The organism is Streptomyces qaidamensis (assembly GCF_001611795.1).
Lineage (GTDB): Bacteria > Actinomycetota > Actinomycetes > Streptomycetales > Streptomycetaceae > Streptomyces > Streptomyces qaidamensis.
In genome coordinates this window covers 4,621,471-4,644,732 of record NZ_CP015098.1, presented here as the reverse complement: position 1 = coordinate 4,644,732, position 23,262 = coordinate 4,621,471, and the positions used below count along the sequence as shown (strand labels likewise).

The following is a 23,262-nucleotide window of genomic DNA, read 5'->3' as shown; positions in this document are numbered from 1 at the left end:
GCTGTGGACAATCCGTGCCGGGCGGTACGGCGGCGGTGCGCTAGGCCCCCGAGGGCACCGAAGGCGCTGAAGGCACTGAAGGCACTGAAGGCACCGGAGCCTCCACGGTCACGGCCGCTTCCTCCGGCGTCCGCACCTGCGCCAGCAACCGCTCGGCCCGGTCCACCGAGATGTCGAGCCTGGCCAGCACCGCGGGCACGGTGATACTGGGCAGGAAGTGCTCGAACAGCACGACGACGCGGCGCTCCAGATCCTGCCGCTGGCAACGCAGCTGGGACAGCAGCTGCACCCCGGAGAAGCTGCCGACGAGCAGCTCCGCCGTCTCCGCCACGTCGACGTGCTGCAGCAGCTCGCCGCGCGCCTTCGCCTCGGTCAGCAACTGTGTGTTCTGGTCGATCCACATCCGGAAGGCCGGGGTGCGGTCGAGGTCCATGGCCCCCTGGTCGAGGGCGAGCCCCACACTGGCCCGCACCAGCGGTTCGGACCGCAGCCGGCGGGCCATCACCAGGCCGGAGTCGACGAGTTCCTGGAGCTTGCTGGACTGCGGCGGGAGCGCGATCGCGAGCTGCTCCTCGAACACCCCCACCGCCAGCTCCTCCTTGGAGCCGAAGTGGAAGTACAGCGCGCCCTTGGTGACGCCTGCCCGGTCCAGGATCTCGCCGATGGTCGCCGAGGTGTAGCCGCGTTCGTCGAAGACGGCCGCGGCCGCCTCCAGGATGGTCCGCCGGGTGCGGATCGCGCGCTCCTGTCGCGCCATCGGGTGCCTCCTGAGCTTGGTCGATCCCTGTGAAGTCGCTGTGTGGCGAGGGCGCGAGGGCCTGTCCCAGCGGCTTGGCTCACCCTTTGAAAAAAACCGGCTCGTCCGTATCTTAGTCAAGCGTCGATCGCGGCCAGGCAGCCGATCCTGGGGGTTCTCATGCCACAGACAGGACCTTTGAGCGCACTCACGGAGGATCAGACCGGACGCGGGGGCCGTCCCGCAAACGGAACCGCTACGACCGTCGAGAACCCGCCACACCCCGCCGTCCCCCGGCAGACGGCACCGCCGAGTCCCGCAACCGCGGAACCCGCACCCCCGACGACCGCCTCCAAGGAACCCGCGTCCTCGGCCACCGTCTTCGAAGACCCCGCCCCCTCGACAACCGCCCCCGAGAAACCCGCATCCTCGGCCACCACCTCCGAAGACCCCGCTTCCTCGACAACCGCCCCCGAGAAACCCGCATCCTTAGCCACCGCCTCCGAAGAACCCGCGCCGCCGTCTCCCGCCACCGACCAGCCCGCCCCCCACTCGCCCGTCACCGCCGTCACCGCCGTCACCGCCGTCACCACGGAACTCGCCCACCGCACCACCGAGACGGACGTCTTCCCCACCCGGTGGACCCGAATCTCCGACACCCGCTTCCGGTTCACCGCGCACTGGCCGGCCACCCACCCCTTCTTCGGCCCCGTCGACGACCGGCACCAGGACCCGATGATCGTGGGCGAAACGTTGCGGCAGGCTTCGATGGTGCTGGCGCACGCCGAGTTCGGCGCCCCGGCCGACACCCACTTCGTCATGTGGGACCTGACGGTCAGCGTCGACCCGACCGCACTGCTGCTGGCGGACGCCGCCGAGCCGGTCGAGTTCGACGTCGTCTGCTCCGAGATCCGCCGCCGCGGCCACGGACTGCGCAGCATGCGGACGACGATGGAGTTCCGCCGCGCGGGTCGGTTCGTCGCCCGCGGCACCGGAAGCACCGGCTGCACCTCACCGCGCGCCTACCGCCGCCTGCGCGCTGGCCGGTTGGATTCCCTGAACACACCGGTTCCGCTCCTGGCGGGCATAGCGCCGCAGGCCGCGGGACGGTCCCGTGCCGAGGACGTCGTCCTCGCCCCCGCCGACCGTCCCGGCGTCTGGAACCTGCGCGTCGACACCGGCCACCCGGTCCTCTTCCCACGGCCCAACGACCACGTCCCCGGCATGGTCCTGTTCGAGGCGGCCCGCCAGGCCGCGACCGCCGCGTCCGGCCTGCGCCCCTTCCTGCCGGGCACGCTGACGGCCGAGTTCGCCCACTACGCAGAGCTGCACAGCCCGTGCCGGATCGAGACCGAGGTCTTCGACGAGCGCCCCGGGGAGGTGACCGTACGGGTCTCGGGGCGGCAGGACGGCGCGTCCGTCTTCACCGCGAGCCTGACCTCCGCCCGGCCGGCGCGGGTACGGTCCCTGTCGTGACGGTCAAGGTTCTGATCACGGGCGCGAGCGGCTTCGTCGGCAGCCGGGTCGCCGACACGGCAAAGCGGCAACCGGACGTCCACGTACGCCTGCTGTCCCGGCCTGCGCCGCACGGCCCCGAGTACGTCCACGGCGACCTCTGCGCCCCGCCCTCCCTGCGCGGGGTCTGCGCCGACACCGACGTCCTGGTGCACTGCGCCACGCGGGTCGGCGGCGACGCCGAAACCGTCCAGGCGGTCAACGACCACGGCACCCGTGCCCTGGTCGAGGAGGCCGTGCGCGCCGGGGTGCGCCGGATCGTGTACGTCAGTACGGCCGCCGTCCACGGCCGGGGCCCCTTCCGCGGCGTACGCCCCGGGGAGGTGCCGATCGCTCCGGCGTCACCCACCAGCCGCACCCGGGCCGCCGCCGAACGGTACGTCCTCGACGCCGGCGGCCTCGTGCTGCGCCCGCACCTCGTGTACGGCGAGGGCGACCGCTGGGTGATCCCCGGCCTGGTGTGGCTGATGAAGGAACTGTCGGCCACCCTGACCGGCTGCGAGGCGCTCCAGTCGATGATCGACGTCGACACCCTGGGCCGTGCGGTGGTGGCCGCCGCGCTCTCCCCCGCGCCCGGCGGCGGTGTGCACCACGTCAACCACCCCGAGCCGGTGGCGGTCGCGGACCTGCTGGCCGCCGTGTCCCGGGAGATGGGGGAGCCCGGCGGCGGTGCGGCCGTGGACGTCGCCACCGCCCTCGACCGGGTCGCCGGGTCACCGCCCGCCCTCCATCACCTCGGCATGCTCACCGTCGACCACTGGTTCGTGGACGACGCGTTCTGGAAGGACCTCGACTGCCCGCCCGGTGAGGGGTTCGCGGCCGCGTTCACCCGCGCGGCGCCCTGGTACCGCGCGTTCCTCGACGGCCGGAGGGCCCCCTGACCGCCCCCGCCTCCGCCGGCATCTCCGCCTACGCCGGCATCTCGGCCGCCGCCTCCGCCTACGCCTGCGCCGGCATCTCGGCCTCCTCCGGGCGCGGGCCCGCCGGGCCCCGGCCGTGCAGCAGCACCGGCAGTTCCTCGTGGCCGGTGGAGATGATGGACCGCAGCCGCTTCGGCGGATGCGCCGGATCGGCCAGTGCCAGCCGCGGGAAGCGCGTGAACAGCGACGTCAGAGCCACGGTCGCCTCGGCCATCGCGAGGGGCCGGCCCAGGCAGTGGTGCACGCCGTGGCCGAAGGACACGTGGTCACGGCTGGTTGTGCGCGTCACGTCGAACCGTTCGGCGTCCGGCCCGTGCCGCTCGGGGTCGCGCCCGGCGCCGGCGAAGGAGACCACGAGCGGGTCACCCTTGGGGATGGTCAGACCCGGCTCGATCTCGATGTCCTCGACGGCGTAGCGCAGGCCCGACATGGCGCCCGGCGCCTCGAAGCGCAACGACTCCTCCAGTGCGTCCTCCCAGCTGACCTGCCCGGTGCGGACGAGGTCGAGCTGGCCGGGGTGGGCGAGCAGGCTGTGCACGGTGTTGTCGATGAGGTTGACGGTCGTCTCGAAACCGGCGGTGAGCAGCAGGATCAGGTTGTCCATCAACTCCTGTTCGCTGAGGCCGCCTTCGTCGCGCGCGGCGATGAGCGCCGTCGTCAGGTCGTCGGCGGGGTGCTCCCGCTTGTGCTGGAGGAACGCGGTCAGCGTGCCGTAGAGATCGACGGCGTTGGCCTGGGCGTCCTCCAGGGAGATCGCCGTGTCGAAGAAGCGGCTGATGATGCGGTAGAGGGCGGCGCGCGGGCCGTCCTCGCCGGCCGGTACGCCGAAGAGCTCGCACACCACCTCGTGCGGGATCGGCGCCGCGAACGCCGCCCTCAGGTCCACGACTTCGCCCTCCGGGATCCGCTCCAGGGCGTCGAGCGCCCGGTCGACGATCTCCTGGACACGCGGCAGCAGCGCGTCGACGCGGCGCTTGGTGAAGGCGGCGGCCATGGGCTTGCGCAGCCGGGTGTGGTCGGAGCCGTAGGCGGTGACCATGTTGCGCACCGAGACCCAGATGGCGAGCGGCCAGGTGCGGGAGATGTCCCCGTTGATCCAGGCCGGCCAGTGCTGGAAGGCGTCCTTGCTCGTCTCCGGTCCGGCCAGGAGCCGCTTGTTCAGCTCCAGGCCGGTGATCCACCACGCCCGGACGCCGCCGGGGAGTTCGACCTCCACGGCCGGGCCCTGGGCGCGGATGCGGGATATCTCGCCATAGAGATCCTGGCCGGACGGGTCGATCGACAGGAAGGGGCAGGCCTGCTGTGCCATGACTCATCGCTCCTTGGTCCAGAGGCTGGGGGACCATCGTGCGATCCGCGGACGGAAAAAACTTGGCATCCGGTTTGTTTTGGCCACAGCTTCACCCACTGTCGGCCGAAGGGGGGCGGCTACCGCAGCGCGAGCCCCGCCCTGCCCGCCTCCGCCTGCCCGTCCCGGGCGACCGGTCCGCGCCCCGCCGGATCACTCACCGCCGGATCACTCCCCACCGGTTGACTCCCCACCGGTTGACTCCCCACCGGTTCGGCCCCCGCAGGGCCGCTCCCCGTCGGATCACTCCCCGCCGGATCCACCGCCCCGGCCAGCCGAGGCGCCGCCAGGCTCGGCAGGAGCAACTGCCACAGGTCGGTCAGCGACGGCCGGGCGAGCCACTCCTGGTCCTCCCGCGCCAGCACCTCGATGCCGGTCGTGGCGGCGAGGACGACGGCGCCGGTGCGCTGCGGCGTCACACCGGCGGCGAGTTCCCCCCTGCGCTCCGCCTCGGCCAGCAGCCCCTGCACGCACTCCCGCCACTCCCGGCGCAGGTCCCGCACCCGCCCGGCCGCACCTTCCACGTTCAGCCGCAGCCCCGCACGCACCACGACATCGGCGCACAGGAGCCGGGCGACGTGATGCGTGACGTCCACGAGACGTTGCAGGGCGCAGCCGTCACCACCGTGACCACGGACCGCGGCCTCGCGCAGGGCTCGGGCGGCAGCGTCCTCGACGGCCTCCGCGACGGCGGCCTTGTCGGCGAAGTGGAAGTGCAGCGCACCGGAGCTGACGCCGGCTCCCGCGCTGATCCGCGCCAGGCCGGCCCTTACGTACCCATGGGCCTCGAACTGTGCGGCCGCCGACCGGATCAGCGCGAGACGGGTCCGGACGGCCCGGTCCTGTTTGGTCACCCGTGGCTCCCCTGCAGGGCTCTGATGGCGACGCAATGAAACCAACTCGCTGGTTTTTATACAACGCGTCGAGACTCAACAGCGGCCCTTGCCCTGCTGCCCGCCCCGGCCACTCCCCTTCCAGGCCCAGGGCACGCCCACAGACGCCCACGCCGCTCGCGCCGCCCACGCCGCCCACGCCGCTCGCGCCGCCCACGCCGCCCACGCCGCCCTCGCCGCCCCGGCTCCACCAGCGGAGCGCCGGTAGACTGGACGCCAGGCCCGCCCGCACACCGGTGGCCACCGCCGCCAGGCGGAACCCGAGGCGGCCACCGAGACGGACGATCACGCTGATCGCCCCGCGATGACCACCAGATGCCGGCCCCGTGCCACGAGCGCCTCAGCTCCGTGGCGATCGGCGGCACCACCCGTCGGAACAAGCGCCCAACCCACCCACCGGCCCCTCCCGGGTGACGGGCGGACCTTCCCGCGTCGCCCCCCCCACCTCGCACCCCCCACCTCGCACGCATCCGTACGGGAGCACTCATGCACCACCCGTCCGGCACCCCGGGCGACGACTCCGACGGCACACTGTTCGGGCTCGACGCCCTCGCCCCCGGCCCCGCCGCCCCTGGCTCCACCACCGCTCCCGGCACGGACTCGTCCTTCCGGACCTCCGCCACGGCCCGTCGGCTGCTGTCCGTGCGGGAGATCTACGCCGAGCCCGCGGCCGCCGCGTCCCCGCGAGGGCGGCAGATCAGCGCCCGGTTCCCCGACGCGCGGGTGATCATGGTCGACTCCCACTGGCGCATCCCCGGGCTGCACGGCAACGAGGGCAACGTCGAGCGCTGGGTGCGCATCAAGGGAGAGACGCTGGTCCTGGGCGAGAAGAAGACCCTCACCACCCGCCCCAACGGCCGGTCGGCGGACTGGATCGCTCCCGGCACCTCCAACGGCTGCGCGATGGCCTGCGCCTACTGCTACGTGCCCCGGCGCAAGGGATACGCCAACCCCATCACCGTCTTCACCAACATCGACCGGATCATCGCCCACCTCGCGAGGCACATCGCTCGACAGGGGCCCAAGCCCGAGCCGAACCAGTGCGACCCCGAGGCGTGGGTGTACGACATCGGCGAGAACGGCGACTGCTCGGTGGACGCCCTGATCTGCCACAACACCGCTGACCTGGTGCACGCCTTCCGGCAGTGGCCCACCGCCAAGGCGTCCTTCGCCACCAAGTTCGTCAACCCCGACCTGCTGGCCCTCGACCCACGCGGTCGCACCCGCGTCCGGTTCTCGCTGATGCCACCGGACGACGCCCGGCTACTCGATGTGCGCACCTCACCCGTCGCCGAGCGCATCGCCGCCGCGGCGGACTTCCTGGACGCGGGATACGAGGTGCACTTCAACCTCTCACCCGTGGTCGTCCGCCCCGGCTGGCAGGATGCCTGGGCCGAGCTGCTCGTCCACCTCGACGACGTCCTGCCCCCGCGGGTGAAACAGCAGGCCGCCGCGGAGGTGATCATGCTCACCCACAACCGGGAGCTGCACGAGGTCAACCTCGGCTGGCATCCCCGCGCCGAGGAGACGCTGTGGCGCCCTGAGCTCCAGCAGGCCAAGCGCTCCGAGAACGGCGCCCTGAACATCCGCTACCGCAACGGGGTCAAGGCGGAGGCCGTGCACACCCTGCGCGCCCTGATCGACCACCACGCGCCCTGGCTACGCGTGCGCTACGCCTTCTGAACCCCAGGAGCTGCGCCGCGCCGACCTCACCGAAGACGGCAGGCCCCGCCCGTGAGTTAGCTCACGCGCCGGGGCCTGCCGTGGGACCTGGCCGGGCTGTGTGATGTTTCACAAAGGCCCAGGAAACGAGAAACGGGCCCCTGCGGTGACTTCCGTCACCTGCAGAGACCCGTGTCTCATGGTGCGCGAGGGGGGAGTTGAACCCCCACGCCCTTGCGGGCACTGGAACCTGAATCCAGCGCGTCTGCCTATTCCGCCACCCGCGCATTGGGTGTGTCCTGGGCGTCTGCCCCTTGCGGGTCGGCGCCTTCCGACACCCAGAACATTAGCACGCTGGAAGGGGTGGGTTCACATCCCTTATCCCCGCAGGCAGGGACCTCACCGAACCTTCGATGTCCCTGCCACGTATCAAGCCGTACCGGTTCACGTATCAACCTCGTACCGGTACCGGCCGTCTCCGCAGGAGGGGGTCGGGGTCCACAGTCAGGTGCGGGACACTGGTCTTCCACCGCCTCTACGATCCTTGTCAGGCATACACGAGGCGGTTACGCGCAGCAGTACCACCGGAGGAGTTCGAAGGGGAGCTCCACAGGGAACTTCGTCATGCGTCGACACCGTCGGCAGTGCTGACAGGGGGAACCAGCCGATCGAGCGGCGCGTGGATACGATCAGTAAGCAGTACCAGGCAAGCGGCCCGCAGAGCAGTGCACAGGACGGCAGCGACGGAGGAGGTGCCCCATGGGAGTCCTGAAGAAGTTCGAGCAGCGTCTCGAAGGTCTGGTCAACGGCACCTTCGCCAAGGTGTTCAAGTCCGAGGTCCAGCCCGTGGAGATCGCGGGAGCGCTCCAGCGCGAGTGCGACAACAACGCCACCATCTGGAACCGCGACCGCACGGTCGTGCCCAACGACTTCATCGTCGAACTGAGCACACCGGACTTCGAGCGGCTCAGCCCCTACTCCGGCCAGCTCGGCGACGAGCTCGCCGGCATGGTGCGCGACTACGCCAAGCAGCAGCGCTACACCTTCATGGGCCCGATCAAGGTGCACCTGGAGAAGGCGGACGACCTCGACACCGGCCTGTACCGGGTGCGCAGCCGTACGCTCGCCTCCTCCAGCAGCCAGCAGGGCGGCCCGGGAGGCGGTGCCGCCGCGCCCGCCGCCCCGCAGGGCGGACGCCCCGGCGGCTACGGCTACCCGCCGGCCGCCGCACCCTCCGGCGCCCCGCCCATGCCGGCCTCGCCGCCGCCCGGCGGCCGTCCCGGCGGCTACGGCTACCCGCCCGCCGCGAGCGGCCAGCGGCCCCCGGCCGCCCCCGCCTCCGGCGGACGCACGCGCCACTGGATCGAGATCAACGGCACCCGCCATCAGATCTCCCGCGCAACACTCGTACTGGGCCGCAGCACCGACGCCGACGTGCGGATCGACGACCCCGGCGTCTCCCGCCGGCACTGCGAGATCCGGACCGGAACGCCCTCGACGATCCAGGATCTCGGATCCACCAACGGCATCGTGGTGGACGGGCAGCACACCACCCGCGCTACGCTCCGCGACGGCTCGCGGATCGTCGTGGGCAGCACCACCATCATTTACCGGCAAGCCGAAGGGTGAAGCGGGGGCAATGTCAGAGCTGACCCTCACGGTCATGCGGCTGGGTTTCCTGGCCGTACTGTGGCTGTTCGTGATCGTGGCCGTGCAGGTCATCCGCAGCGACCTCTTCGGTACGCGCGTCACCCAGCGCGGCTCGCGCCGCGAGGCGGGCCGACAGCAGCAGGCCGCCGCCGCCCGCCAGGCGCCGCCGCCGCAGCGCCAGCAGGCCGCCGGCGGCCGACGCGGCCGTAACGCCCCCACCAAGCTGGTCGTCACCGAGGGCACCCTCACCGGCACCACGGTCGCGCTCCAGGGCCAGACCATCACCCTGGGCCGCGCGCACGACTCGACGATCGTGCTGGACGACGACTACGCATCCAGCCGCCATGCCAGGATCTACCCGGACCGCGACGGCCAGTGGATCGTCGAGGACCTCGGCTCCACCAACGGCACGTACCTGGACCGGTCCCGGCTGACGACTCCCACACCGATTGCGCTGGGCGCGCCGATCCGCATCGGCAAGACCGTCATCGAGCTGCGGAAGTAGTGCTACATCATGGATAGGCGCGAGCGGAGCGAGCACGCAGTGGCGGGCCCCACCCCGGCCCCCCGCGCGCTCCCGACCGGAGGGTGGGCAGTGTGGCTCGACACGACCGGCTGTACCCGGAGCCGACAGGCGAGGTGCGCATGAGTCTGTCACTGCGCTTCGCGGCCGGATCGCACAAGGGCATGATCCGGGAGGGCAACGAGGACTCCGGATACGCCGGCCCGCGCCTGCTCGCCATCGCCGACGGCATGGGCGGCGCCGCGGCCGGTGAGGTCGCCTCCTCCGAGGCCATCTCCACCATCGTCGCGCTCGACGACGACGTCCCCGGCTCCGACCTCCTCACCTCGCTCGGCACGGCGGTGCAGCGCGCCAACGACCAGTTGCGCTCGATGGTCGAGGACGACCCCCAGCTGGAGGGCATGGGGACCACCCTCACCGCCCTGCTGTGGACGGGCCAGCGCCTCGGCCTGGTCCACGTCGGCGACTCGCGCGCCTACCTGCTCCGCGACGGCGTCCTCACCCAGATCACCCAGGACCACACCTGGGTGCAGCGCCTGGTCGACGAGGGCCGCATCACCGAGGAGGAGGCCACCACGCACCCGCAGCGCTCGCTGCTGATGCGCGCCCTCGGATCCGGCGACCACGTCGAGCCCGACCTGTCCATCCGCGAGGTCCGCGCCGGCGACCGCTACCTCATCTGCTCCGACGGCCTGTCCGGCGTGGTGTCCCACCAGACCCTGGAGGACACCCTCGCCAGCTACCAGGGCCCCCAGGAGACCGTCCAGAACCTGATCGAGCTGGCCCTGCGCGGCGGCGGCCCGGACAACATCACCGTCATCATCGCCGACGTCCTCGACCTCGACACCGGCGACACCCTCGCGGGCCAGCTGTCCGACACCCCCGTCGTCGTCGGCGCCGTCGCCGAGAACCAGCACCAGCTGCACGACAACGGCATCATGCAGACCCCCGCCGGCCGCGCCTCCGGGCTCGGCCGCCACGGACACGGCCAGGGCGGCGGAGGCGGCGAATTCGGCCCGCCCGGCTCCGGAGACACCACCGGCTACATCCCCGCCTCCGGCTTCGATTACGGCGACGACGACTTCGCCAAGCCCCGCAAGAAGGGCCGCTGGCTGAAGAGATCCTTCTACGGCGTCCTCGCACTGGCCCTCATCGGCGGCGGCCTGTACGGCGGTTACCGCTGGACGCAGACGCAGTACTACGTCGGCGCCGAGGACGAGCACGTCGCGCTGTACCGCGGCATCAGCCAGGACCTGGCCTGGGTCTCGCTCTCGAAGGTCGAGAAGGACCACCCCGAGATCGAACTCAAGTACCTGCCGCCCTACCAGCAGAAGCAGGTCGAGGCAACCATCCCCGAGGGCGGTCTGAAGAACGCCCAGGCGAAGATCCAGGAACTGTCGGTGCAGGCCTCCGCGTGCAAGAAGGAAGCGCAGCGGCGCGAAGCCGAGAGCCAGAACAACTCCAAGACCGGCGAAGGCGAGGCCGGGGGCACCACGGGAACCACTCCCGCCTCCTTCACGTCCAAGGCCACACCGACGCCGAACCCGTCCAGCCCGTCGGGTTCACCGTCGGCACCGGAGAAGTCCACGCCCCCGACCACGACCGCACCCACTCCCAGCCCCGGCCCCAGCCTCTCGGAGGAAGAGCAGAAGGTCGTCTCGCTGTGCGGTAAGCAGTAGCCGTGAGAGGCCCTGTCACACGATGAGCGGTACGAATACGTCGCACTCGCCGACGCACCACACGTCCACGATCGGCGCCATCGGCGCGCCGAGCCGACGCAACACCGAGCTCGCGCTCCTGGTGTTCGCCGTCGTCATCCCGGTGTTCGCCTACGCCAACGTCGGCCTGGCCCTGAACGACTCGGTGCCTCCGGGCCTGCTGAGCTACGGACTCGGGCTCGGCCTGCTCGCGGGCGTCGGTCATCTCGTCGTACGGAAGTTCGCACCGTACGCCGACCCGCTGATGCTGCCGCTGGCCACCCTGCTCAACGGGCTCGGTCTGGTGGTCATCTGGCGGCTGGACCAGTCGGAGAAGCTGCAAGCGAGCAGGACCTTCGTCGAGGCGGCACCGCGCCAGCTGCTGTACTCGGCGATGGGCGTCGCCCTGCTGGTGGTCGTGCTGATCTTCCTGAAGGACCACCGGGTCCTCCAGCGGTACACCTACATTTCCATGGCCGCGGCCCTGCTCCTGCTCGTGATGCCGCTGATCCCCGGCCTCAGCGCCCCGACCTACGGCGCCAAGATCTGGATCAAGATCCCCGGCCTCGGCACGCTCCAGCCCGGTGAGTTCGCGAAGATCGCCCTCGCGGTGTTCTTCGCCGGCTACCTCATGGTCAAGAGGGACGCCCTGGCCCTGGCCAGCCGCCGCTTCATGGGCCTGTACCTGCCGCGCGGCCGCGACCTCGGCCCGATCCTCGTCGTCTGGGTGATGTCGATCCTCATCCTGGTCTTCGAGACCGACCTCGGTACATCCCTGCTGTTCTTCGGGATGTTCGTCATCATGCTGTACGTCGCCACTGAGCGAACCAGCTGGATCGTCTTCGGTCTGCTGATGTCCGCGGTCGGCGCCGTCGGCGTGGCGAGTTTCGAGCCGCACATCCAGACGCGCGTGCAGGCCTGGCTCGACCCGATGCGCGAGTTCGAACTCTCCCGCGCCGCCGTCCAGGACGGCATCGTCCACTCCGAGCAGGCCATGCAGGCCCTGTGGGCCTTCGGTTCCGGAGGCACGCTCGGCACCGGTCTCGGGCAGGGCAACTCCGACCTCATCGGCTTCGCCGCCAACTCCGACTTCATCCTCGCCACCTTCGGCGAGGAACTGGGCCTGGCGGGCGTCATGGCGATCCTGCTGCTCTACGGCCTGATCGTCGAACGGGGTGTGCGCACCGCCCTCGCGGCCCGCGACCCGTTCGGCAAGCTGCTGGCGATCGGCCTGTCCGGCGCCTTCGCCCTCCAGGTCTTCGTCGTGGCCGGCGGTGTCATGGGTCTCATCCCGCTGACCGGTATGACGCTGCCCTTCGTGGCCTACGGCGGTTCCTCCGTGATCGCCAACTGGGCCCTCATCGGCATCCTGCTGAGAATCAGCGACACGGCCCGCCGCCCGGCCCCCGCCCCCGCCGCCAACCCCGACGCCGAGATGACCCAGGTGGTCCGCCCGTCATGAACAAGCCCCTGCGCCGGATCGCGATCTTCTGCGGCCTGCTCGTTCTGGCACTGCTGATCCGCGACAACTGGATCCAGTACGTCCAGGCCGACGAGCTCCGGACCGACAAGAACAACCGCCGCGTCACCATCGAGCGCTACGCCTCCCCCCGCGGCAACATCATCGTCGGCGGGGAGCCGATCACCGGCTCCGCCGAATCGTCGGGCAGCGACTACAGGTTCAAGCGCACCTACAAGGACGGCCCCATGTGGGCGCCGGTCACCGGCTACGCCTCGCAGGCCTTCGGCGCCACTCAGCTGGAGAACCTCGAGGACGGCATCCTCACCGGCAACGACGACAGGCTGTTCTTCCGCAACACCCTCGACATGCTCACGGGCGAGAAGCAGCAGGGCGGCAACGTCGTCACCACCCTGAACGCCGCCGCCCAGAAGGCCGCCTACAACGGCCTCAAGAAGCAGGGCGGCAAGGGCGCCGTCGTCGCCCTGGAGCCGTCCACGGGCAAGATCCTGGCCCTGGCCTCCTACCCGTCGTACGACCCGTCGTCCTTCGCCGGCAACTCCACGACGACGGACACCCCGGCCTGGCAGAAGCTGCAGAAGAAGAACAACCCGAACGACCCGATGCTCAACCGCGCGCTGCGCGAGACCTACCCGCCGGGCTCCACCTTCAAGGTCGTCACCGCGGCCGCCGCCCTCGAGGACGGCATCTACACGGACCCGGACGGCAAGACCGACTCGCCCGACCCGTGGATCATGAAGGGCACCACCACCAAGCTGCCCAACGAGGGCAACATCCCCTGCAAGAACGCGACGCTGCGGGTGGCCCTCCAGTACTCCTGCAACACCGTCTTCGGCAAGATCGGCTCCGACCTCGGCAACGACAAGATGCTGGACATGGCCAAGAAGTTCGGCTTCGACGAGGAGCAGTTCACGCCGGTCCGCGCCAACGCCTCGGTCTTCTCCGACAACATGAACCCGTCTCAGACCGCGCTGTCCTCCATCGGCCAGTTCAACACCGCCGCGACGCCACTGCAGATGGCCATGGTCGCCTCCGCCGTCGCCAACGACGGCAAGCTGATGAAGCCGTACATGGTCGACGAGCTCCAGTCGCCCGGCCTCGACCCGATCCAGAAGACCGACCCCGAAGAGCTGAGCCAGCCCCTGTCGGCGGAGAACGCCCAGAAACTCCAGTCCATGATGGAGACGGTCGTCGACAAGGGCACCGGCTCCAGGGCCAAGATCGACGGCGTCAAGGTGGGCGGCAAGACCGGCACCGCCCAGCACGGCGTCGACAACAGCGAGAACCCCTACGCGTGGTTCATCTCCTACGCCAAGGGCGAGGACGGCAGCGCGCCGGTCGCCGTGGCGGTCGTCGTCGAGGACGACAACGCCGTCCGTGACGACATCTCCGGCGGCGGCCTCGCGGCACCGATCGCGAGGAACGTGATGGAGGCGGTCATCAAGAAGTGACCCCGCTCACGCCTGCTTCACATCGGTGCACGTTGCGATACCGGTCCTGTATCGGCTGACGGGCTTGGCCAGGTCACACAAAGCGAGCCGGGTACGGTAGGCCCGGACGGCAGCCTCCGACCGTACAAGCATGCCGGTCGGGACCGACGGAGAGGGCTGGTAGGTAGCTATGGAAGAGCCGCGTCGCCTCGGCGGCCGGTACGAACTGGGCCAGGTGCTCGGGCGTGGTGGCATGGCGGAGGTCTACCTCGCGCATGACACCCGCCTCGGCCGCACCGTGGCGGTGAAGACGCTGCGCGCGGATCTCGCGCGTGACCCTTCCTTCCAGGCCCGGTTCCGCCGGGAGGCCCAGTCGGCCGCCTCGCTCAACCATCCCGCGATCGTCGCGGTCTACGACACGGGCGAGGACTACATCGACAACGTGTCGATCCCGTACATCGTCATGGAGTACGTGGACGGCTCGACCCTGCGTGAACTGCTGCACTCCGGCCGCAAGCTGCTGCCGGAGCGGTCCATGGAGATGACCATCGGCATCCTCCAGGCCCTGGAGTACTCCCACCGCGCCGGCATCGTCCACCGCGACATCAAGCCGGCGAACGTCATGCTGACGCGCAACGGCCAGGTCAAGGTCATGGACTTCGGCATCGCCCGCGCCATGGGCGACTCCGGCATGACGATGACGCAGACCTCCGCGGTCATCGGCACCGCCCAGTACCTCTCCCCGGAGCAGGCCAAGGGCGAACAGGTCGACGCCCGGTCCGACCTTTACTCCACCGGCTGTCTGCTCTACGAGCTGCTGACCGTGCGTCCGCCGTTCGTCGGCGACTCCCCCGTGGCCGTGGCCTACCAGCACGTGCGCGAGGAGCCGCAGGCGCCGAGCGTCTTCGACCCCGAGATCACGCCCGAGATGGACGCGATCGTGCTGAAGGCGCTCGTCAAGGACCCGGACTACCGCTACCAGTCGGCCGACGAGATGCGCGCCGACATCGAGGCCTGTCTCGACGGCCAGCCCGTCGCCGCCACGGCCGCGATGGGCGCGGTGGGTTACGGCGGCTACCCCGACGACCAGCCGACGACGGCCCTGCGCGCCGATTCCGGCGCCGGCGCCACGTCCATGCTGCCCCCCATGAACCCGGACGACGGCGGCTACGGCTACGACGACCGCCCCGACCGGCGCCGCGGCCAGCAGCGCAAGTCCAACACCTCCACGATCCTGCTGGTGGTGGCGGGCATCCTCGTCCTGGTCGGGGCGATCCTGATCGGCCGATGGGCGGTCAGCGGCGACGGAGGCGTGGGCAACGACGAGGTCGCGGCGCCCAACTTCATCGGTGAGACGAAGAACAGCGCCCAACAACTGGCCACGAACTCCGACCTCAAACTGGAGTTCTCCAACAAGCCCTGCGACAACCAGGCCAAGGGCAAGATCTGCTCTCAGGACCCCGTGCCCGAGACGCAGGTCAACAAGGGCGACACCATCTCCCTGGTCGTGTCGACGGGAGCGCCGAAGGTGACGGTGCCCAGCGTCACCGGCCTGAGTGTCGACGAGGCCAAGGACAAGCTGGCGGGCGACAAGTACGAGTTCAAGATCGAGACGAAGACCCGCACGTCCCCCGAGAAACCGGGCACTGTCCTGGAGCAGAACCCCACCACGGGTGAAGAGGTGGAGAAGGGCTCCACCATCACCCTCACCGTCGCCAAGGAAGCCGAGAAGTCCACCGTCCCGGATGTGCTCGGCCAGAGCTGCGACGCGGCCAAGCAGCAGATGCAGGCCAGCGACCTGGTCGGCAACTGCACCGAGGTGGAGACCGACGACGACAACCAGGTCGGCAAGGTCATCCAGACCACGCCGCAGGCCGGCACGTCCGTCGACCCGAACTCGTCGGTGAACATCCAGATCGGCAAGAAGAAGCAGCAGCAGAAGGTCAAGGTCCCGCAGGTCGTCGGCCAGACGGTCGGCCAGGCCAAGCAGATCCTCGCGCAGGCCGGCTTCACGACCATCCAGTTCGCGGGCGGCAGCGACCAGAGCGACAACGCCCTCGTCGTCGGCCAGAACCCCGGCCCCAACCAGGAGGTCGACGACCCGGCAGGGACGACGATCGCCCTCCAGACGGTCGGCGGCGGAGGCGGAAACAACAACGGCGGCAATGGCAACGGCGGCATCTTCGGCGGCCTCAACGGCAGCAACGAGGACGACTGACCCCGCCGACCACACCGTCACACCACAGAGCCCCCCGGCCCCCAGAGGCCGGGGGGCTCTGCCTTTCACGACCGAGGACATCCCCGAAAAAGCGTGCGTCCATCGATCGTGTCTTCATATGTCCCGACTCGTTCACCGGGTGGGGTGGGGCATCGGAATCCACCCCGGCCATACGAGCCGAAGGGCAGAACGTGATCAACGAAACGGCCTTGCTGGAATCACAGACCCTGCGCGGCAGCGTGCTCGACCGCACAGACGTGCTCGACCGGGTCAAGGCACTGTCGCTGCTGCCTGACGGGATGCACGTGACGACCGCGATGGTGGCGTCCTACTTCTCAGTGACGGTGGAAGTCATCCGTGCCCTTGTGCACGACCACCGTGCGGAACTCGAAGCGAGCGGATACCGAGTTCTGACCGGGACGGAACTGAGTGACTTCAAGCAACTCAGTGGAATCCAGTCACGCACCCGATCCCTCGCACTCTTCCCCCGGCGCGCCGTCCTCAACATCGCCATGCTGCTCCGGGACAGCGACGTCGCACGTCAGGTGCGTGTGTACCTCCTCGACATGGAGTACCTGGCGCGCACACAGCCTGTGGAAAACTTCGTCCCGGCCGACGCCGCCTCCCTGGACGCCCGCATCGACCAGCGCATCACCCACATCCTGGGGAGGACCGTCGTCCCCCTGTTCAACGCCCTGATCGAAACCTCGGGCGAGCACCGGCGGGAGCTCACCGCCCTCCGGGCAGGCGTCCAGCGCATCGAGAAGCGGCTCCAGCAGCACCACACCCGGCTGCAGCGGCTGGAAGCCCCCCGGGAGGGCCGCCCCCTCGCCGGAGTCATGGCCGCCATGGACGCCATGAACGGACGCGAGTTCGAAGAACACGTCGCCGAGCTGCTGCGCCGCGACGGCTGCACCAACGTCGTCGTGCAAGGCGGCGGAAGGGACCGGGGCATCGACATCACCGCGCTCACAGCCGACGGACGGCGCATCGTCGTCCAGTGCAAGAGGTTCGCACCCCACCTCTCCATCACCAGCCCCGAGATCCAGAAGTTCCTCGGGGCAGCCAAGGTCCTGCACGACTCCGAGGTGGCCCTGTTCGTGGCGACCTGCCCCTACACCCGCGACGCCCTCAACATCGCAGCCGAGAGCGGCATCACCGCCGTACATCGCGGGCTTCTGGAGGAATGGAGCGCCGGGGCGGCCCTGACCGTCCTGGAATGACGGCCCTACCGTGACAAAGGCCCGAAGCCGCAAGAGAAAGTTGCGGCTTCGGGCCTCCGTCATGCTAGCGGGCGGCCTCCCCCAAGGAGCGCAGTCAGCCCAGTTCCTTCGGCGGTGTCCGGTCCGCGTCCACCTTCTCCACCCGCTCCAGCTCACCCCACACGATGTACCGGTACGTGCTCGTGTACAGCGGCGTGCAGGTCGTCAGCGTGATGTAGCGGCCGGGCTTCTTCCTGCCGGATTCCATCGGCACCGGCGAGAGGACCTTGACGTTGTACTTCGAGGTCTCGGGAAGGATGGCGTAGGTCTTGTAGACGTACCACTTGTCCTTCGTCTCGAAGACGATCGGATCGCCCTTCTCGATCTTGTCGATGTTGTGGAACGCGGCGCCGTGGCCGTCCCGGTGGGCGGCGAGGGAGAAGTTGCCGTCCTTGCCCGACATCGGCAGGGTCGCCTTGACGGGGTCGGTGTAGTAGCCGGCGACACCATCGTTGAGGATCTTGTTCGACGTACCCTTCTCGACCAGGACCTCGCCGTTCCTCATCGCCGGCACGTGCAGGAAGCCGATGCCGTTCCTGGTGTCCAGCGCACCCGGCCCACCCCGGCCATGAGCCCAGTCCTCACGGACCTTGTCCGCCTGCTTGCCCGCCGCACGGTCGGCGACCACGTTCGTCCACCACAACGAGTAGACGACGAACAGCCCGAGGACCAGGCCCGCGGTGATGAGGAGTTCCCCGAAGAAGCTGACCGCCATCGCGAACGGGCCGGGCCTGCGACGTGCCGCAGGCGGCCGCGACGCCGCGCCGGTGTGCTTCTCGTGATCCGTGTCGGTGGTCGCTGCCACTGGTCATCTGCCCTTAACTGACGAGCGCATCCGGCTTGCCCTTGCTGCGCGGCCGTTCCTCGACCATCTTGCCCCAGACGATCATCCGGTACTTGCTGGTGAACTCCGGCGTGCACGTGGTCAGCGTGATGTAACGGCCGGGCTTGGTGAAACCGGACCCCGTGGGCACCGGATTCAGGACGCTCGTGTTGCTCGGCGGCGTAACCGGCAGGATCGACGCCATCTTGTAGACGAAGTACTCGTCCTGCGTCTCCACGACGATCGGATCGCCCGGAGCGAGCTTGTTGATGTACCGGAACGGTTCTCCATGGGTGTTGCGGTGGCCCGCCAGCCCGAAGTTCCCGGTCTTGTCGCCTGGCATCGCCGTCTTCAGCGCACCCTCCGCGTAGTGGCCGACCATGCCGCGGTCGAGCACGCCCTTGCTGTTGGTGCCCTCGGCGATCGGGACCACCACGTCCAGCTTCGGGATGTGCAGGATGGCGAAGCCCTGCCCCGGCTCGAACGCCCCCGGGTTGCGCTTGCCGCTCGCCCAGTCGTTCTGCAGGCTGCTGGCCTCCTTGCCGGCCTGGGCATGCGCCCGCACGTTCGTCCACCACAACTGGTAAGTGACGAACAACAGCATGAGCACGCCGGTGGTGATGAACACCTCGCCTATCGCCCGGCTCGCGACGACCGCCGGACCGGGCTTGCGCGCCCGCGCCTGCCGCCGCGCCTCGACCCGCGACAACGGCGCCCGCGAACGGCCCCCGTCGTCGGCCTGGGCAGCCGAAGAGGGGTCCGGCGCACCGCCATGGCGCCCATGACGGCCTTTGGCGGCCTTCCTGCGGGCCGCACGGCCGCCCTGGGCGGATCCGTCCCGCCGCGAGCCCGAAGACGCCGCAGAGCCCGCCACGGAGTCCCCCGACTCCGTCGGTGGCTCCGGTATCCGCAACGCCACCGTCTCTTCGTCGACGGGCGGCAGATACGGCTCCTCCGGGACGGGCTCGTAGGACGCGTACTGCCCCGGATGCCGCGGACCGGACTGCGGCTGCGGCCCCGGCCCCGGCCCCGGTCCTGGACCCGGCCCCGGCGGGTACGGCTCCCCCTGCGGGGACGCACCGTACCCCCCTGCGCCCGACCAGTCCTCGAACGCACCCGACACCCCGTACGACTGCTGCCCGTACGAGGTGTCGGACTCGCGCTCGGGGCGCAGCGCAGTCACGCCGAGGCCCTGCCCACCACCGGGGCGAGCCCGGCCGACCTCGTCACCGCACCCTGGTCCCCGCACTCCACCAGCCAGTTGGCCAGCATCCGGTGCCCGTGCTCGGTCAGCACCGACTCAGGGTGGAACTGCACACCCTCGACCGGCAGTTCGCGGTGCCTCAAGCCCATCACGATGCCGTCGTGCGTACGGGCCGTGACCTCCAGCACCGCCGGAACCGTGGCCGGCTCGGCGGCCAGCGAGTGGTAGCGCGTCGCCGTGAAGGGGGAGGGCAGGCCGGCGAAGACGCCGCCGCCACCGTGCTCGACCAGCGAGGTCTTGCCGTGCAGCAGCTCCGGCGCACGATCCACCACACCGCCGTACGCCACCTGCATCGACTGCATGCCCAGGCAGACACCGAAGACCGGAACACCCGTGTCGGCGCAGTGCCGGACCATGTCCACGCAGACACCCGCCTGCTCCGGCGTGCCGGGTCCCGGAGAGAGCAGAACCCCGTCGAAACCGTCCTGGGCATGCGCCGTCGACACCTCGTCGTTGCGCAGGACCTCACACTCGGCGCCCAGCTGATACAGGTACTGGACCAGGTTGAAGACGAAGCTGTCGTAGTTGTCGACGACGAGAATGCGCGCACTCACTGGTTGTCCACCGTCACATCGTTGAAGGGCAGCAGCGGCTCCGCCCACGGGAAGACGTACTGGAAGAGGACGTAGACCACGGCCACGACCAGGACGAGTGAGATCACTGCCTTCGCCCACGTGTTCCCCGGCAGATGCCGCCAGATCCAGCCGTACATGCCGTCCCTTCCGTCGTACCACGGCACCAGACCCACGCCGTACAGCCACCAGACTAACGGCGCAGCGCCTCCGGTTTCCCGGCCTCCACAGGCTGGGTCGAGTCCAGGTGCGCCCAGACGATCAGCCGATGACTGTGCCCCCACTCCGGTTCGCACGTGGTCAGCGTCAGATACCGGCCCGAACGCGTGTACCCGGATGTACGTGGGACAGGGTCGATCACCTCGATGTCCGAGGGCACTGTTTTGTACGGGCCTTTGTCGATCCGATACGTGAACCAGGTCGTACCGTCGGTCAGCACCACGGCGTCACCCCGTCTGAGCTCGGGAAAGTCCTTGAAGGGGTCGCCGTGGGTACGGCGGTGACCGGCGACCGCGAAATTGCCCCTCTGCCCGAGCTGGGCGGTCTCCGCGTAGTGGCCGAGGCCCTTCTTCAGCGTGCCGGTGGCGGTGCCTTCGAGCACGGGCTTGTTCCACGTGAAACCAAGCCGCGGGACGTACATGATCGCGAAAGGCCTGCCCTTGGCGTAGGGCGCGGGCTTCCCAGGACTCGCGGGTCCGCCGGCCGGCGGACGGGGCTTCGACCACTCCTTACGGAGCAGGTCGATCTGGTCGTCCATGACGCCGTCGGCCTTCACGCCGGTCCAGAAGAGCACGTAGACGACGAACAGCACGATCAGGCTGCCGACGGTGATGCACAGTTCGCTGACGGTCCTGACGATCACGCGCACCGGCAGCTCCCCCGGTCCGGCTACTGCTCCACAGGCTTCGCGTAACGCAGATCCACTGTGCCCGAGTAGCCCGGCAGAGTCACCGGGCCGTTCTCCTCGACTTTCCATCCGAGCCCGTAGACATTGACGTAGACCATGTAGTTCTGGATCGCCGGCGAGGCCGCGAGCGCCTTCTGCAGCTTGCCCGGGTCCCCGACCGCCGTGATCTTGTACGGCGGCGAGTAGACACGCCCCTGCAGGATCAGGGTGTTCCCCACGCAGCGCACCGCGCTGGTGGAGATCAGCCGCTGGTCCATCACCTTGATGCCCTTGGCCCCGCCCTGCCACAGCGCGTTCACCACGGCCTGGAGGTCCTGCTGGTGGATGACCAGGTAGTCGGGCTGCGGCTCCGGATAGCCGGGCAACTTGGCCGTGGCGTCCGGCGGGGCGTCATTGAGCGTGACCGTGAGCGAATCACCCTTGAGCTTCTGCGTGCCCGCGCGCTTCTCCAGCGCCGAGAGCTTGTCGTCCTCCGCCTTGGTACTGCCGTCGTCCCGCTCGGCGAGGGCCTCTATGTCCTTGCGCAGGGCCCCGTTGGTCTCGTCCAGCGCGCCGTTCTCCTGGCTGCGCTCGTGGATGAGGTCGGACAGCTTCAGCAAGGAGGCGTCCGTGCGAATGTTGGTGCCCTTGGCGGTGTTGAAGCTGGTGAAGAAGATGAGACCCGCGAGAGCGAACACGGCCGCCGTGAGGACGCGCACAGGCCGGAAACGCCGCGCGCGCTCAGGGGTGGATCCCGTCCCGGGGGAGTCGGCAGAATTGCTCAACGTACCCTTATCTCCTTCGGCGCGGCGGAAGCACTACGCTAACGGACGCCCGGGGGAGCAATCGGAGTCCCCTTACGCTGCCCCGAGACCGACCCAGTTACCTGCGCGGCCACGCAGCGCATCGACAGGAGAGACCCTCGTGCCGAAGTCACGTATCCGCAAGAAGGCCGACTACACGCCGCCGCCTGCCAAGCAGACGACCGCCATCAAGCTGAGCAACCGTGCCTGGGTCGCGCCGGTCATGCTGGCCATGTTCCTCATCGGCCTGGCCTGGATCGTCGTCTTCTACGTCACCGACGGCTCACTGCCCATCGACTCGCTGGGCAACTGGAACATCGTGGTGGGCTTCGGCTTCATCGCCGCCGGATTCGGTGTCTCGACCCAGTGGAAGTAGCGGTCATCGCACGGTGAACGCAGCTCTGCCCAGGGGTGTTCGCTGAGTTATCCACAGCAGTTATCCACATGGGGATAATGAAGACGATCTGTGGATAACCCGCTGGGCGTTGACGCCGGTATGACGGAAGTACCGGCACTCGAAAACTTGTTCGCCCCCCCGCCTGGCCTGCAGAAACGCGGGTCAGTGACGGGGGGCACATGTGTTCCCGCACCGTATGCACAAGATCCGACACCCGCTGTGGATAACGCCTGCTCAGGTGAGCTGCGCCGTCCTCAGTACGGTCAGCAGCACGACCGCTCCCAGGACCAGGGCGCAGGTGCCGTACTGGACCAGTGCCCGGCGTTCGCGGGGGGCGTGGACCATGGCGTACCCGACGACGACTCCGGCGACCAGGCCGCCGATGTGGGCCTGCCAGGAGATGTTGAAGCCCGGGCTGAAGGTGAAGATCAGGTTGATCGCCAGCAGCGCGATGATCGGCCGCATGTCGTAGTTGAGCCGGCGCATCAGGACGGCCGTCGCGCCGAAGAGGCCGAAGATCGCGCCGGAGGCACCGAGGGTCGCCGTGTTGGGGGAGGCCAGCAGGTAGGCCAGCGCGCTGCCCGCGAGTCCGGAGATGAAGTAGAGCGCGAGGTAGCGGGCGCGGCCCAGTGCCGCTTCGAGCGGGCCTCCGAGCCACCACAGGCTGAGCATGTTGAACGCGATGTGCCAGATCTCCTGGTGGGTGAACATCGAGGTCACCATGCGGTACCACTCGCCTCCCGCCACGCCTTGTGTGGGCGTGAAGGGCGCGGGTGGCCAGGCGCCGAGGAGGACGATGTCGTTGAGCAGCGACTCGTGGACCTGGACGGCGATGAAGACGGCCAGGTTGATCCCGATGAGGATCTTGGTCAGCAGCCGGGGGTCGGCGGCGATGGAGCCGCCGGCGATCGTCCGGGGCATGGCGGCCGTGGGCGAGTGGCCTGTGCCGGAGCCGGTTCGGACGCACTCGGGGCATTGGAAGCCGACGGAGGCGTTGACCATGCATTCCGGGCAGATGGGGCGCTCGCAGCGCGTGCAGCGGATGCCTGTCTCGCGGTCCGGGTGGCGGTAGCACATGGGGACGCTGTGGGCGTCCTGCGGGCTGCCCGCAGCCTGGTCGTCCATGGTCTCCCCTAGGTCGTGTGAGAAAAGCCCGCCCCGCTCATCCTTACGGATGGGCGGG

Annotated in this window: 21 protein-coding genes and 1 tRNA gene; 11 read left to right on the top strand and 11 right to left on the bottom strand. The window is 69.5% G+C overall.

The window, feature by feature from the left end; translation table 11 throughout:
* Positions 1–40 precede the first annotated feature (40 nt).
* A complete protein-coding gene (locus A4E84_RS20630; protein WP_062927997.1) occupies positions 41–757 on the bottom strand; it encodes a ScbR family autoregulator-binding transcription factor in 717 nt (238 codons plus the stop codon).
* Between the two features lie 177 nt (positions 758–934).
* On the opposite strand from A4E84_RS20630, the gene A4E84_RS44620 reads away from it, so the two are divergent.
* Entirely contained in the window at positions 935–2,212 is a 1,278-nt protein-coding gene (locus tag A4E84_RS44620) for a ScbA/BarX family gamma-butyrolactone biosynthesis protein (RefSeq protein WP_237304966.1), read from the top strand.
* The gene (locus A4E84_RS20620) at positions 2,209–3,132 is read left to right on the top strand and encodes an NAD-dependent epimerase/dehydratase family protein (protein ID WP_062927996.1); all 924 of its coding nucleotides are present in this window, start codon (positions 2,209–2,211) and stop codon (positions 3,130–3,132) included. The genes A4E84_RS44620 and A4E84_RS20620 overlap by 4 nt, the downstream gene beginning before the upstream one ends.
* A gap of 58 nt (positions 3,133–3,190) precedes the next feature.
* Here A4E84_RS20620 and A4E84_RS20615 read toward each other — a convergent pair whose 3' ends face one another.
* Positions 3,191–4,480 carry a cytochrome P450 family protein gene (locus A4E84_RS20615; RefSeq protein ID WP_062927995.1) on the bottom strand — a complete coding sequence of 430 codons (1,290 nt, stop codon included), beginning with the start codon at positions 4,478–4,480 and terminating at the stop codon, positions 3,191–3,193.
* A gap of 119 nt (positions 4,481–4,599) precedes the next feature.
* Positions 4,600–5,373 (bottom strand): ScbR family autoregulator-binding transcription factor, encoded by a 774-nt coding sequence (locus tag A4E84_RS20610; protein ID WP_079129037.1) that lies wholly within the window; start codon positions 5,371–5,373, stop codon positions 4,600–4,602.
* Between the two features lie 525 nt (positions 5,374–5,898).
* Between A4E84_RS20610 and A4E84_RS20605 the strand changes: the two genes are divergently transcribed.
* Positions 5,899–7,095 carry a spore photoproduct lyase family protein gene (locus tag A4E84_RS20605; protein WP_062927994.1) on the top strand — a complete coding sequence of 399 codons (1,197 nt, stop codon included), beginning with the start codon at positions 5,899–5,901 and terminating at the stop codon, positions 7,093–7,095.
* Between the two features lie 179 nt (positions 7,096–7,274).
* On the opposite strand, the gene A4E84_RS20600 is transcribed toward A4E84_RS20605, so the two are convergent.
* Positions 7,275–7,361 (bottom strand) — tRNA-Leu (locus A4E84_RS20600).
* A 472-nt stretch (positions 7,362–7,833) separates the two neighbouring features.
* Here A4E84_RS20600 and A4E84_RS20595 point away from each other — a divergent pair.
* The 7 genes from A4E84_RS20595 to A4E84_RS20565 all read left to right on the top strand — a co-directional run bounded on the left by A4E84_RS20595 (position 7,834) and on the right by A4E84_RS20565 (position 17,295).
* Positions 7,834–8,703: an FhaA domain-containing protein gene (locus A4E84_RS20595; protein WP_062927993.1), complete on the top strand. Its 870-nt coding sequence runs from the start codon at positions 7,834–7,836 to the stop codon at positions 8,701–8,703.
* A gap of 10 nt (positions 8,704–8,713) precedes the next feature.
* The gene (locus A4E84_RS20590) at positions 8,714–9,229 is read left to right on the top strand and encodes an FHA domain-containing protein FhaB/FipA (protein WP_062927992.1); all 516 of its coding nucleotides are present in this window, start codon (positions 8,714–8,716) and stop codon (positions 9,227–9,229) included.
* Between the two features lie 140 nt (positions 9,230–9,369).
* Positions 9,370–10,926, top strand: a complete 1,557-nt coding sequence (locus A4E84_RS20585; protein WP_174569445.1) for a Stp1/IreP family PP2C-type Ser/Thr phosphatase — start codon at positions 9,370–9,372, stop codon at positions 10,924–10,926.
* 22 nt (positions 10,927–10,948) lie between these two features.
* Positions 10,949–12,406, top strand: coding sequence for an FtsW/RodA/SpoVE family cell cycle protein (locus A4E84_RS20580; protein ID WP_062927990.1), 1,458 nt, complete (start codon positions 10,949–10,951; stop codon positions 12,404–12,406).
* Positions 12,403–13,875, top strand: coding sequence for a peptidoglycan D,D-transpeptidase FtsI family protein (locus tag A4E84_RS20575; protein WP_062927989.1), 1,473 nt, complete (start codon positions 12,403–12,405; stop codon positions 13,873–13,875). The genes A4E84_RS20580 and A4E84_RS20575 overlap by 4 nt, the downstream gene beginning before the upstream one ends.
* A gap of 169 nt (positions 13,876–14,044) precedes the next feature.
* Positions 14,045–16,072: a Stk1 family PASTA domain-containing Ser/Thr kinase gene (gene pknB, locus A4E84_RS20570; protein ID WP_062927988.1), complete on the top strand. Its 2,028-nt coding sequence runs from the start codon at positions 14,045–14,047 to the stop codon at positions 16,070–16,072.
* Between the two features lie 191 nt (positions 16,073–16,263).
* A complete protein-coding gene (locus tag A4E84_RS20565; protein ID WP_062927987.1) occupies positions 16,264–17,295 on the top strand; it encodes a restriction endonuclease in 1,032 nt (343 codons plus the stop codon).
* Positions 17,296–17,389: 94 nt separating this feature from the next.
* Here A4E84_RS20565 and A4E84_RS20560 read toward each other — a convergent pair whose 3' ends face one another.
* The 6 genes from A4E84_RS20560 to A4E84_RS20535 are packed head-to-tail and all read right to left on the bottom strand — an operon-like array spanning position 17,390 to position 21,664.
* Positions 17,390–18,139: a class E sortase gene (locus tag A4E84_RS20560; RefSeq protein ID WP_062927986.1), complete on the bottom strand. Its 750-nt coding sequence runs from the start codon at positions 18,137–18,139 to the stop codon at positions 17,390–17,392.
* A gap of 13 nt (positions 18,140–18,152) precedes the next feature.
* On the bottom strand, positions 18,153–19,340 hold the full coding sequence (locus tag A4E84_RS20555) for a class E sortase (RefSeq protein ID WP_062927985.1): 1,188 nt from the start codon (positions 19,338–19,340) through the stop codon (positions 18,153–18,155).
* Entirely contained in the window at positions 19,337–19,975 is a 639-nt protein-coding gene (locus A4E84_RS20550) for an aminodeoxychorismate/anthranilate synthase component II (RefSeq protein WP_062927984.1), read from the bottom strand. The genes A4E84_RS20555 and A4E84_RS20550 overlap by 4 nt, the downstream gene beginning before the upstream one ends.
* Positions 19,972–20,169 carry a hypothetical protein gene (locus A4E84_RS20545; RefSeq protein WP_037668147.1) on the bottom strand — a complete coding sequence of 66 codons (198 nt, stop codon included), beginning with the start codon at positions 20,167–20,169 and terminating at the stop codon, positions 19,972–19,974. The genes A4E84_RS20550 and A4E84_RS20545 overlap by 4 nt, the downstream gene beginning before the upstream one ends.
* Positions 20,170–20,186: 17 nt before the next feature.
* Positions 20,187–20,861, bottom strand: a complete 675-nt coding sequence (locus tag A4E84_RS20540) for a class E sortase (protein WP_062927983.1) — start codon at positions 20,859–20,861, stop codon at positions 20,187–20,189.
* A 20-nt stretch (positions 20,862–20,881) separates the two neighbouring features.
* On the bottom strand, positions 20,882–21,664 hold the full coding sequence (locus A4E84_RS20535; RefSeq protein WP_062927982.1) for a DUF881 domain-containing protein: 783 nt from the start codon (positions 21,662–21,664) through the stop codon (positions 20,882–20,884).
* 139 nt (positions 21,665–21,803) lie between these two features.
* Here A4E84_RS20535 and crgA point away from each other — a divergent pair, with 139 nt between their 5' ends.
* The gene (crgA, locus tag A4E84_RS20530) at positions 21,804–22,058 is read left to right on the top strand and encodes a cell division protein CrgA (protein ID WP_030846986.1); all 255 of its coding nucleotides are present in this window, start codon (positions 21,804–21,806) and stop codon (positions 22,056–22,058) included.
* Positions 22,059–22,313: 255 nt separating this feature from the next.
* Here crgA and A4E84_RS20525 read toward each other — a convergent pair whose 3' ends face one another.
* On the bottom strand, positions 22,314–23,204 hold the full coding sequence (locus A4E84_RS20525; protein ID WP_062927981.1) for a rhomboid family intramembrane serine protease: 891 nt from the start codon (positions 23,202–23,204) through the stop codon (positions 22,314–22,316).
* Between the last annotated feature and the right edge of the window lie 58 nt (positions 23,205–23,262).